The following is a 12112-nucleotide window of genomic DNA, read 5'->3' as shown; positions in this document are numbered from 1 at the left end:
ATAGCCGCGTTGGCATCGTACTCGACTCCTCATGTATGCCGTATACACTCCGGGTCTGTGTGTGTTGCCGCCTTGCTCTCGCAAAAAAATTACTATTTTTAGAAATACCCTTAATTAGCTGGCCGCTTCTTCGAGTGGCTTTTGATATTACTTTACGTGTAAGATAATTATTTGACAAGAGTAACCTGTTACAGCGATATGTGGAAGCCGCCAGAACGAATCAAGTACATAGCAACCTCAGGGCAGTGGCCAACGGCTGATGAGGCGCAGCGGGCACTGCTGTTCCAGCCTATGTCGGTGGGACCTATGCTGCTGTCGCAGCGTACCTGGATACCGGCCATGGTACCTTGGCGCGCCAGTGACGATGGCTTTGTCACTGAAGATGTGATCCAGTGGTATGAGCGTTTTGCCAAGGGGAAACCCGGTGCCATTGTAATTGAGGCCACAGGTATTCGCGATGTACCCAGCGGCCCATTGCTGCGTATTGGCCATGATCGCTTTATTCCCGGCTTGAAAGAGCTGGTTGAGCGAGTGCACATTGCCAGCGAAGGGCAAACCCGCCTGCTTATTCAGCTGATCGACTTCCTCGGTATTCGCCGTCGCCCCGATTCTGATAAATACTTTCAGCGTTTTATGCCGGTTACCGATGAGCTTCGTTCAACGTTACAGGCACAGGACTGGAGCGAGCAACAAATCCGTGATCACGTCGCGGCACTGCCGCTGGAGCAAGTGCAGAAGCTATTGCCTGAGCGGGAATACGAATCCCTGACCATGGGTTATCGCGAGCGGGTAACCGATATCCACCTCGACCATATTCGTGAGCTCCCTCAAGTGTTGCCTGGCCTGTTTGCCGAGGCGGCGGTACGCGCCAAAACGGCCGGCTTTGATGGCGTTGAGCTGCACTACGCGCACGCCTACACCATGGCCAGTTTTTTGTCTGCTACCAACCACCGTGATGATGGGTACGGTGGCAGCCGTGAAAATCGGATTCGCCTGCCGCTGGAGGTTTATCAATTTGTACGCCAGCAGGTGGGGAGTGATTATCCGGTAGGTTGTCGTTTCCTGAGCGATGAATGTATTGAGGGTGGCAGCGAACTGGACGATGCATGTTACTTTGGCGCTGAACTGGGCAGGGCCGGAATGGATTTTCTGTCGCTGTCCCGTGGCGGAAAATTTGACGATGCCAAGCAGCCCAAAGTAGGGGAAGCAGCGTACCCCTACACCGGCCGGTCCGGTTACGAATGCATGCCTCACCAGATTTCCGATCAGCAGGGGCCGTTTGGCCGCAATATCGAACCGGTAGCGCAAATTCGCAAAGCAGTGCATCAGGCTGGCTGCGATACGCCTGTTGTTGTAGCGGGTGGTATTCACAACTTCGAACAGGCCGAGGGCATTTTGCAAAACCAAAAGGCGGATATTGTCGGTTTAGCGCGCCAAGCTATGGCCGATCCCGACTGGTTTGAAAAGGTGCGCACCGGTCAGGGTAAAACCGTACGACTCTGTGAATACAGCAACTACTGCGAAGGGTTGGACCAGAAGCACAAGCAGGTCACCTGCAAGCTCTGGGATCGGCTCGATAAAGATCAGCCTGGGATTGCGCTCAGCAAGGATGGCAAGCGGAGGTTAGTGGCACCATAGTAATATCGTTGCCGGTTAAATCACCTCGGCTTCAAACACACCAGCTTGATTCAAATAGGCCGTTTCCGCTTTTTGAAAATACTTTGAGCGCTGCGCGCGATCGCGATTATACGGTGGTGTAAAGACATCAATCAGGCGAGTGAATTTATCCGCTCTCAGGGTGTGGATATTGCCGTGGTCAACCGTCAGGATCGCGCTGTCACCTTTTGTCATGTTCAGCTTCTGCTGCTCTTTGAGTAAAAACATGCCGGATTCACTGCGCTGTTCTAAAAGGTCGTAGTGCTCGACCTTGAGATCTCCTTCCAGGCACAAAGTAACACCGGTCATATCCGGGTGATCATGCAGACCGATCTCCTCGCCAGGCTCAAATTCCAGCATCGATACCATAAAACGCTGTTGGTAGTGCATGGGGCGAATTTCGGGGAAGTCTTTACGGAAGTTACGGTAGCGGCGAATTATTGCTTCTATTTTGGCGTCATCTACCTTGAGCTTAAACAGGCGCTGCTGCACTTTTTGTGTGTACTTGAGTTGATCCCAATCCGGCTCGAACTGTGTTTCGGAAAGCTGATGACACAGCTCAAGAAAACGCTCCCAGCTGATGGCACTGTTTTCATTGCTGGCAGCTGCGCTCAACAGTGGTGAACAGGCAGTCAGGGCCAGAAAAGCCTGACCACTGAGTTTAAGAATGTCTCGTCGGTTGTATTCACTCATAAAAGACAGTCTAAGTAATTGGCGCCGTTATGAAATAGCTCAGATGGTAAAGCTATGTAAAGGTTCGATAGCCAAATATTTATCTAAACCCGTCAGAAGGGCAGTTGAATCAGGTATCATGTGTTGACCCCGTTCTAACCCGGAGCCCACCTTGAGCGTACCGAGTTCTTCGACCCAATCGGTCGATCCTGGCTTTAAACTGATCTGGATTTTGGCGCTGCTTTCCACCTTTGCGCCACTTGCCATCGACATGTATTTGCCCAGCTTGCCATCCATTGGCGAGGAGCTTGAGGCATCACCTGCACAGGTGCAGCTTACCCTCAGTGCGTTTTTAATTGGCTTTTCTTTGGGGCAGCTTTTTTATGGGCCGCTGTCAGACCGGTTTGGTCGGCGGCCAATACTGCTCAGTGGTATTTCCCTGTTCTCGTTAACCAGTGCGCTTTGCGCATTAAGCTGGGATATCGAATCCTTGACCTTGTTCCGGTTCCTGCATGCCCTTGGCGGCGGTGCGGCCATCGTCGTTGCCAGAGCGGTGGTGCGGGACAGGTTCGACACCAACCAAAGCGCCAAAGTGCTCTCCACGATTTTGCTTTGTACTGCTCTGGCACCACTGGCCGCGCCAATTATTGGTGGCTATTTACTGGAGCACGGTGGCTGGCGCACCATCTTTTGGGTATTAACCGGATTTGGGGTGTTCAGCTTTTTGGTGGTGCTACTCAGTCTGGAGGAGAGCAACCCCGCCAGTCGACGGGATGGCTCCAGCCTGCTTAAAGCATTTGTGCGCTACAAAGAGGTGCTGGGCAACCCCAGAGTGATTGGCTATATGTTCGCCAGCGGCTTTATCTACGCCGGTATGTTTGCCTACATTATCGGAACGCCATTTGTGTATATCGAATACTTCGGTGTCGCGCCGGAAAATTACGGCTACCTGTTTGGTTTAAATATTATCGCCATCGTGATCGCTTCAAGAATCAATGTACGCTTTGTCAGCCAGATTGGAGCCAAAACCATGATGGGACGATCCATTATGGTGTCTTGCATTGCCGGGCTTGCTTTGGGCCTGGTGGGTTGGCTGAACCTTGGCAGCGAAGGCTGGGGAATCTGGCTTATCGTAGTACCCCTATTGTTCTTCCTCGGCCCAATAAGCATTGTTGGTGCCAACGGCGTTGCCCTCGCTTGTGGGGAATATCCTAAAGCTGCCGGAGCGGTAGCCGCATTGTGCGGAGCCACCCAGTTTGGCCTGGGTTCTTTAAGTGGTGTATTGCTGGGTTTGTTGAACAACGGAACGCCTCTTGGCATGTGTGTTGTTATTGCCGGTTGCGGTGCGCTGGGAGTAATTGCCTTTTCGTTGATGAGTAAAACGGAATAGCATACAGAAGCTCGTTGATCATATGCCGCCAAAGTATTACTGTTTGGTTGCCTGTATAGTGTAATTGCTCAAAGTGTACCGAGGGAATGGTGATAGGTATTTGAATATCTCTTCTTGTGCTAAAAGTCTGCACAGTATAAATTTTCCATTCCTCGGTTGCTTTTAATTGGGCTAGTTTGTCTTCAAGAATAGTGGTTATAGGGCCAAAGGCCTTTAAGCAGAGTTTAAAGTCTAAAGGGATATTAATAATGAAATTGGATAACGTAAAAATCTCTGAATTTACTTTTGGTCATGTGCTTAGGTTGGTGAGGGAGGTTGCTGTAATAGGTGTGTCCATATATATGGCTGTTCGTATTTTTAGTGGGGATTTAAGCTTGGATTTTACTAAGTTGTCTCCGCCAGAATTGGTTTCTATATTGTTAGCATTCTTTTCAATTGCACTTGCTGCTGCATTTTACTTCGCCGCTACAAATGCAAGTAATCAATTTTATGACAACATAAATAAATTCAATAAAGATACATCAGAGTTGTTAGGGCGCCTAGATGAGCAAATAAAACATGTAAATACTCGCCAAAAGGAGCTTGGTGATAGGATAGATCGCAGGTATATACAGCAAAGTATTGATCAGGAGGATGATGAGAGAAGAGAGGAAAATGAAGAACAAATAGCTAAAGTAAAAGCTCGATGGGAAGAGTCTTTAAATCAAATATTGAATGTTTCCACTATTGAGCCTGAAGAGAAGAAGCGTTTGGAGGAGGAGCTGAAGAAAAAAGACGATGAATTGAATGTACTTAGGGAGGAGCAGGCAAAGCTGAAAGCAAGAACTGTAATGAAAATAAAATCTTATCTTCGTCGTAAGGTAAGTGATTTTGGTTTGGAGGAAGCGGTAACTTTTAGGCCTGATGAGCTTCTGTATATTTTGGCAAGAAAAGCTGCCCCTTTGGTTAGAAAAGATATGTGTAAATATGGACTTTTGTATGTTGAACTTCCGAACTCTCCATCTGATATAACTGAAAAAGGTGAAGATATAATGTCGTCTGTTGTGTCATCTATGATTGAGAGTGACGCTTAATAAATAATTTATCGGAAAATAAAAGAATCTGGTTTTTTGGTTATAAATTTCCCTTTTTTAATCTTATTAAGATGTTTATTCATCTAGGTGAATGTTTTTTGCAAAAAGGTGGTTTGATAGGGTTGGTGATGGTTTGGATTTGTTTCTGGAGAAACACATTATGCACAAAGGCTCTTGTCTCTGCGGAAAAATAACTTTTGAGATAGCCGGTGACCTGGGTGAGAATGATGCGTGTCATTGCGTCAATTGCCGCAAGTGGAGCGGTCACTTTCTGGTTAGTGCTAATGTTCCTCGTTCAGCTCTTAATGTCTCGGGAGCTGAATACATAACCTGGTATCAATCATCGCTCAAAGTAAGGAGGGGCTTTTGTTCCGTTTGTGGCTCTTCTTTGTTTTTTGATCCTCTGGATACCGAGAAGCACAATTGGACAGGTATAGCTTTAGGTGCGCTCGATACCCCAACTAATACCAGCCTTGAAAAGCATATTTTTGTGGCCGAGAAGGGATGTAATCCCCCCATTTATAACCGAGCTTTTTAGTAGAGGATTAAGCCGCCAACATTAATTGCCTTGGCGGCACACCGCCAATGGCGGTATTTGGTCTTTCGTTATTGTATTGCCATAACCATTGGGTGGCCAATAGCTGGGCATGAGCAACGTTCTCGAACTGGTGCATATCCAACCATTCATGCCGAACGGTTCGGTTAAATCGCTCTATGTACGCATTCTGAGTTGGCTTGCCAGGTTGGATGTATAGCAGAGTAATACGTTGCTCGGTTGCCCAGTCAATTAGCTTCTGAGAGATATACTCCGGGCCGTTATCACAACGTATCGCCATTGGCTTCCCTCGCCATTCAATAATCTGCTCAAGGCTTCGTATCACTCTGCTGCTTGGCAAAGAGAGGTCAACCTCAATGCCTAAGCCCTCACGATTGTAGTCGTCCAGTACATTGAACGTACGCAATGAGCGACCATCAATTAGCCCATCGCTCATAAAGTCCATCGACCAGACCTGATTAGGCGCTGTGGGCACATCAAGTTCGCCAGGATGGTCGCGTTTGATAAGTCGTTTGGGCTTTATTCGTAAATTTAGCTCCAGCTCCCGATAAATACGGTAAACCCGCTTATGATTCCAGGGAAAACCTTTTACATTCCGCAGGTAAAGGAAACACAAGCCAAACCCCCAGCGTCTGTGGGCCTCTGTCAAACTTAATAGCCAGCCTGCAATCTGTTGGTTCTCACATGAGAGCTTTGCCTGATAGCGGTAGCAAGTCTCACTAATGCCGAAGGTCGCACAGGCTAGACGGATGCTGATGCCATCCCGCTGAACAGCCTTTTGGGCCATTGCTTTGCGGCAGGATGGCCTTACAGCTTTCCCTCGAGGGCCTCTTGGCGAAGCTCTGCTTTGATGCGCTCCTCGGCATACATCTTCTTCAGGCGGGCATTCTCTGCTTCCAGCTCTTTGAGGCGCTTCATCAAGGCGGCGTCCATACCGCCATATTTTGAACGCCATTGATAAATCAGGGCTGTGCTGACACCGTGTTCACGAGCTAATTCGGCAACGGAAACGCCAGCCTCATGTTGCTTCAGTATCGCCAGAATCTGGTGATCCGAAAACTTCGACTTCTTCATAGATAACTCCTTCTGATTCACATCATAAAAGTCTCTACTTAAAAGCGCGATTATTTTTCGGGGGGATTACAGGGAGACTATTACCAAATCAATGATGATTTGCCGCAGAATGAGTATTAGTCAGTTTGCTTAACATGGGTGTCGTGCCTGTTTGTATAGTCTCTGAGTTCCGTCAGGTGAATTTGGAGTTACTGTATAGTTTGGTCATGAACTGACGCGTGGTTCTCTTTGAATGTCTGATCAGGAAGCCGTAGCCATCCAACCAGTTAATAAATAAGGATAATAATGAGTGCCAGCAACCTGCTAAGGGAGCTATGGGTATTTGGATTAAAGCAAGCCAATGCTGCAGTTTTCGGAGGTTTCCTGCTTCTGGTGATGGTGGTCACCAAATACTGGTATCCACTGGAAAGTCTGCATCGCTATGACTTTATCTTTCTGGCGGCGATAGCATTTCAGGTTTTTCTACTCGCCTTCAGGCTTGAAACGTTCAGGGAGTCATTGGTCATAGTGGTTTTCCATATTGTGGCGACGGTGATGGAGCTGTTTAAAACCTCGGATGCTATTGGTTCCTGGGTTTACCCGGAGGCATATGTATTCGGGATAGGGAATGTGCCATTGTTTACCGGTTTTATGTACAGCGCGGTGGGTAGTTACATTGCCAGGGTGTGGCGAATCTTTGAGTTTGAATACACTAGCTATCCACCCAAATACCTGACAGTGATTCTGGTGACTTTGGTGTATCTCAATTTCTTTGCCCATCACTTTATCTGGGATTTTCGCTGGGTCTTGATGGCAGGGGTTTTGGCGCTGTTTTTCCGAACTCACATTCACTTCAAAATCATTAAAACCCATCGGCAGATGCCCTTGCTATTGGGCTGGTTCCTGGTCGCACTTTTTATCTGGATTGCAGAAAATGTTGCTACCTATACCAATATCTGGATCTATCCCAACCAATCAGAGAGCTGGCAAATGGTCTCGCTGGCAAAGCTCAGCTCCTGGTTCTTGCTGATGCAGCTGAGCTTTGTGCTGGTAACCTTGATTAACGAGATTAAAGCCCGATCCGTACCTTCGGCGGTATCTGTCCCTGTGAAACAGTCCTGAATTTTGCATGTGTGCTTATGCGGATGGTGGCAGATACGCAGAAGTATATATTTGGCGGACCGGAGGTGTCAGGCTGACTATACTTTGACCAAATTGCTTTCAGGCAAATATCAGTTAAGGGGGGGTAGAAATCTGGTGTTCGCACGTATCATAGCTATTGGGTCCCTTTGATTGGAGTAATACCGTGCCTGGACACGGCAAGATCATTGATATCACTGCCAAGCGGCAGGACACGCAACGTCAAGTGCTTGAGCGGTTGTTCAAACAACACGAATCTGAGCTGCGCGCCTTTCTGCAGGTGCGTCTTGGATCGCGTGCCGACAGTGAAGATATTCTTCAGGATCTCTTCTGTAAGTTGGCTCGTATTGATGGCTTGAGTACTCAACTGGACCCAGAGCTAAACCCGCGAGCCTACCTGTTTACGATAGCTAATAACTTGCTGATTGATTACTTGCGCAAGCGCTCGGTGCGGCAAGCCCATGAAATGGAACAGGGCGTGACACCATTTGATGCCCCAGTCCACATTACCCCGGAAAACATTGTTGCCGCCAATCAGGATTTGAGTTGGGTGAAAACTGTCCTGAAAAAGCTCACTCCCAAATGCCGTACTGCGTTTGTGCTGAAGCGCTTTCAGCACATGGGCATTCGCGAGATTGCCCTCAATATGGGCATTTCAGAAAGTCGTGTTAACAAATATATTGCACGGGCGATGCAGGCCCTGCGCGATGAAATGGAGCGGCGGCACCATCCCGTCGCAGAGAAGGGGAATCTGCCATGAGTACTCTCAATCGTCCGCAGCGCAAAGCGTGGAAGCAGGCTGCAACCAGAGTCACGAGCCTGTTTGACAGAGCATTGACCACTCGGCGGGCACAGCAATTAATGGAATGGAAAAAGGCGGATCCCCGACAGGCGGAAGAACTTGATCATGCCATTGATCTGTGGACTGGTATGGAATCGTTGGCAGAGGATCCGGAAATACAGGACTGGCAAAAGACGGCATTAGCGAGTCAGGCTAAGCGTCCAGCCTTTTATCGTATTGGGTACCCGATAGCGGCTGCCATATTGCTGGGCATGATAGTGAGCTTGTGGCAGCTCCAGCCGGATAATAATGTGCAGGAACCTTCAGATATAGCTCGTTACAGTACGGCACTGGGCGAACAAAAAACAGTTCAACTACCTGATGGCAGCACCGTTATCCTGAACACCGGCAGCAGTTTGCTGGTAGATTTTAGTGCTGACAGACGTCGTGCTGTATTGGATTACGGTGAGGTGTGGTTCGACGTGGCGCAGGATGCCAACCGACCTTTTGTGGTTGAGCTGGATTCACATGCCCTGACGGTACTAGGCACTCAATTCAATGTCCGTAAAGTGCATTCGCAGCTAAGTGTGGCACTCGTAGAAGGTGTAGTGGCTTGTCACCCAAAAGCAGAAATTGCTTCCACGGCTGCCATTAACACTTCAAACCCGGATCTGTCTCGCGGAACGCAATATCGGCTTGTTGCCGGGGATTTACTGACGATTGAGAATACAGCCAAACCTCAGGTTGAAATTTCAGCTACAGAAAATATTGCTCATTACGCCAGTTGGCGGTTGGGTAAAGTGTATTTTGAAAATCAATATTTGTATCAGGTTGTTCAGGAAATTAATCGTTACACCAATCGTAAAGTGTTTATTGATGACGCAACCGTCATGAACCTCAGTGTCACAGCTGTGTTGCATCTCAGCGAGTTAGATGATGTATTGACCGGCTTGGAACAGAGTTTACCGATTACAGTGAAGCGTTATCCGGACAGTATTGTGATTACCGGGAAAAATTAATTGAAAGAGGGGTAGAAATTGTCGATCGGCGCGTATCAATCTCGAAGGGCTTTTGAAAGCCTGGAATTTGAAATTCTGGAGATGGAAATATGATAAAGATCGCCGAAGCCAAAAAATGGGGTAGGGTTTCTCTCCGACGTCGGGGGATTAGTATTGCGCTGGCTGCAACGTTTTCTGCTATTGCACCATCAGCATTTTCCGAGAGTAAAGCCCTGGAAATAGATATCCCTGAGCAAAATACTGCGACAGCTTTGGTAGAGCTGGCCAGCGAAACTGATGTACAAATTATTGTCCCACGTAACCTTGGTACCAATAGCCGTTCAAAAGCGGTATCTGGCAACCTGACAATTGAGTCAGCGTTGGATAAATTATTGGAGGGTACCAACCTGACCTATCGCTTTGTCACCGAAAATATGGTGGTAATTCAGGAAAAAGAAGATGACGATGATTCCCGCAAATCACCTGAGCTGGAAGAGATTGTTGTAACCGGATCCAATATTCGTGGTGTGGATGTGTCAGCATCACCCGTTTTAACGTTTGACCAAACCGATATTGAACAGTCTGGATTTGTAACCATCGAGCAGTTTTTGCGCAATTTATCGCAAAATCATGGTGCAGGTATTAATGAGTATGGCAGCCTGCTGAGTGGTGCCGGTGGTAATATCAGTAAAAGTTCGGGAGTGAATTTGCGTGGATTGGGTAATGATTCCACGTTGGTTCTTTTGAATGGTCGTCGTCTCGCGCCATCAAACAATGGAGATGTAGTTGATATCTCAATGATACCGTTGTCAGCAATTGAGCGCGTTGACGTTCTGACAGATGGTGCCTCGGCAATTTACGGTTCTGATGCAGTTGGTGGGGTAGTGAATTTTACCCTGCGTAGTAATTATGAAGGCGCAGAAACACGTATTCGATATGGTGATCATACCGATGGCAATGCCAGGAAAATCGAATTCGGCCAAACATTTGGCACGAGTTGGAGATCGGGTAATGCGCTTGTCAGCCTGACTATCAATGATCGCAACCCGCTAGATTCTTCTACGCGCGAGGCTACCAAGGGGCGAATTCAGGGAAACTCAATCGTTGGCGAACGAGAAGATGAAACCTTGTTATTTGCAGCAACTCAGCAGTTGACTGACCGCGTTGAATTATACACAGATGCACTTTTCTCTGATCGAGACTTTACCAGCGATGTGATTCTTGCCGGTGGGTTTATTCGCCAGCAATCCATTACCTCATCCAAGCAGTGGAGTGTGGTAGCTGGAACTCGTATTGATTTGAATGACAGTTGGCAATTGGATGTTAGTGGCTCAGTTAGTGAAACTGATCTCTCCAGTGATACATTATTGGGCATAGCTGTTTTTGAACCAGCACCATTTTTCAAAAATTCCGATACCTCCAAGGTTCAGGTGCTGGATGTGAAGGCGGATGGGGTCTTATTTTCGATGAGTGGTGGCGAGGCGAGACTGGCAATCAATGCCCAGTATCGGAAAGAGTCCCTGAATGGAGTGACTTCCTCGTTTGAAATTCCCGGCTTTAATGATGAGTCGCTTTCTTTTGTTGAGGGTGACAGGAACGTAGAAGCTGTTTCCGGAGAACTGTTTTTACCGGTCATTGGTGATGAAAATAGTATGTCCCTTGCCAAAGAGCTCAGCCTGTCACTGGCGGCACGTGTTGAACGCTATGACGAGTTTGGTAGCTCTGTCGATCCCAAAATAGGATTAATGTGGTCACCGGTGGACGGAGTGAGGTTTCGCACCACTTGGGGAACTTCTTTCAAGGCCCCATTGCTGAATGAGATGAATCCGACAACTCCGACCAGTTCTTCATCGAGAATTATTTTGGCGCCCAATGATCCCGGTGGTGAGCTGGCGACACTGCTTCTTTATGGTATTGCGCCAGATCTGGAGCCAGAAACGGCAACTACCTTTACCGCAGGTGTGGATTATGAACCACTGAGCTTTCCCGGTTTAAGTGTGTCACTGACTTATTATGATATTGAGTTTGAAGACCGAATAGCCGTACCTCTCGATAGTGGTGACTTTGGAGACGTGTTTATTGATGAATATATTTACGGTGCAGCGATTATTCGTAAAGGTGAACCTCAATTTCAGGCATTGATAGACGCCTATGCCAGTGGCCCGTTTTTTACTAATACAGCGGGCATTGATGTCGAAGATTTTCAGGCGATTTTTGATAATCGACTGACCAATATCTCCATTCATCGTCAATCTGGCCTGGATTTTAATCTGGATTACGGATTTGAAACGGGGTTAGGTCAATTCGTTTTCGCTGTCGCAGGTACATATCTCTTTGAGTATGGCGATAAAAAGACAGCGGGAGTTCCTTTTCTGGATACGACCAGTACAGTCTATTCACCAGTGGATTTGAAAATGAATGCATCCTTGTCCTGGTCAGGTGATCGAACCAGTGCCACGGTGTCAATCAATTATGTGGATAGCTATGATGAGATTCGTCAGGCAATTCCGGAGCCCGCAAGGCGGCATGTCCCTTCCTGGACGACCGTAAATGTCAACCTATCCTATGATGTGGAGAAATCTACTGGCTGGTTGGCCGGTACCCGTATTTCCCTGAGTGCCAGTAATTTGTTTCAGCGTCAGCCTGGGTATGTATACGGTTTTGGTGTCAGTGATTTCGATGGCGCCAATGCAGATATCCTTGGGCGATACCTTTCTCTAGGTGTTGTCAAAATCTGGTAATTCCAAAAAATATTTTTGATGTTATGAATTTCACGCGCTGGAAAAATCTGCA

10 protein-coding genes are annotated in these 12112 nt (G+C 47.6%); 8 read left to right on the top strand and 2 right to left on the bottom strand.

Annotation, left to right across the window (positions count from 1 at the left end):
* Positions 1 to 171: 171 nt before the first annotated feature.
* Entirely contained in the window at positions 172 to 1638 is a 1467-nt protein-coding gene (locus tag QP938_11565; protein ID WIO73925.1) for an NADH:flavin oxidoreductase, read from the top strand.
* Between the two features lie 15 nt (positions 1639 to 1653).
* On the opposite strand, the gene QP938_11560 is transcribed toward QP938_11565, so the two are convergent.
* The gene (locus QP938_11560) at positions 1654 to 2349 is read right to left on the bottom strand and encodes a hypothetical protein (GenBank protein ID WIO73924.1); all 696 of its coding nucleotides are present in this window, start codon (positions 2347 to 2349) and stop codon (positions 1654 to 1656) included.
* Between the two features lie 151 nt (positions 2350 to 2500).
* Here QP938_11560 and QP938_11555 point away from each other — a divergent pair, with 151 nt between their 5' ends.
* From QP938_11555 to QP938_11545, 3 genes are all read left to right on the top strand, one after another.
* Positions 2501 to 3718: a Bcr/CflA family multidrug efflux MFS transporter gene (locus QP938_11555; GenBank protein ID WIO73923.1), complete on the top strand. Its 1218-nt coding sequence runs from the start codon at positions 2501 to 2503 to the stop codon at positions 3716 to 3718.
* Between the two features lie 248 nt (positions 3719 to 3966).
* The gene (locus tag QP938_11550) at positions 3967 to 4791 is read left to right on the top strand and encodes a hypothetical protein (protein WIO73922.1); all 825 of its coding nucleotides are present in this window, start codon (positions 3967 to 3969) and stop codon (positions 4789 to 4791) included.
* 91 nt (positions 4792 to 4882) lie between these two features.
* Complete coding sequence (locus QP938_11545) at positions 4883 to 5329, top strand: GFA family protein (protein ID WIO73921.1); 447 nt, start codon at positions 4883 to 4885, stop codon at positions 5327 to 5329.
* Between the two features lie 7 nt (positions 5330 to 5336).
* Here the strand turns inward: QP938_11545 and QP938_11540 are convergent.
* A protein-coding gene (locus tag QP938_11540; protein ID WIO73920.1) for an IS3 family transposase occupies positions 5337 to 6421 on the bottom strand; the annotation gives its coding sequence in 2 pieces (ribosomal slippage) (positions 5337 to 6160 and positions 6160 to 6421; 1086 coding nt in all).
* Between the two features lie 285 nt (positions 6422 to 6706).
* Between QP938_11540 and QP938_11535 the strand changes: the two genes are divergently transcribed.
* The 4 genes from QP938_11535 to QP938_11520 all read left to right on the top strand — a co-directional run bounded on the left by QP938_11535 (position 6707) and on the right by QP938_11520 (position 12060).
* Positions 6707 to 7522 carry a DUF817 domain-containing protein gene (locus tag QP938_11535; GenBank protein ID WIO73919.1) on the top strand — a complete coding sequence of 272 codons (816 nt, stop codon included), beginning with the start codon at positions 6707 to 6709 and terminating at the stop codon, positions 7520 to 7522.
* 184 nt (positions 7523 to 7706) lie between these two features.
* Positions 7707 to 8300 (top strand): RNA polymerase sigma factor, encoded by a 594-nt coding sequence (locus tag QP938_11530; protein WIO73918.1) that lies wholly within the window; start codon positions 7707 to 7709, stop codon positions 8298 to 8300.
* Positions 8297 to 9340 (top strand): FecR domain-containing protein, encoded by a 1044-nt coding sequence (locus QP938_11525; protein ID WIO73917.1) that lies wholly within the window; start codon positions 8297 to 8299, stop codon positions 9338 to 9340. Before QP938_11530 ends, QP938_11525 begins: the two co-directional genes overlap by 4 nt.
* A gap of 89 nt (positions 9341 to 9429) precedes the next feature.
* A complete protein-coding gene (locus QP938_11520) occupies positions 9430 to 12060 on the top strand; it encodes a TonB-dependent receptor (protein ID WIO73916.1) in 2631 nt (876 codons plus the stop codon).
* Positions 12061 to 12112 lie beyond the last annotated feature (52 nt).

It is taken from the genome of Porticoccaceae bacterium LTM1, from assembly GCA_030252795.1.
GTDB lineage: Bacteria > Pseudomonadota > Gammaproteobacteria > Pseudomonadales > Porticoccaceae > SCSIO-12696.
The sequence above is the reverse complement of the archived record's forward strand: the minus strand, read 5'-3'. Positions and strand labels throughout refer to the sequence as shown.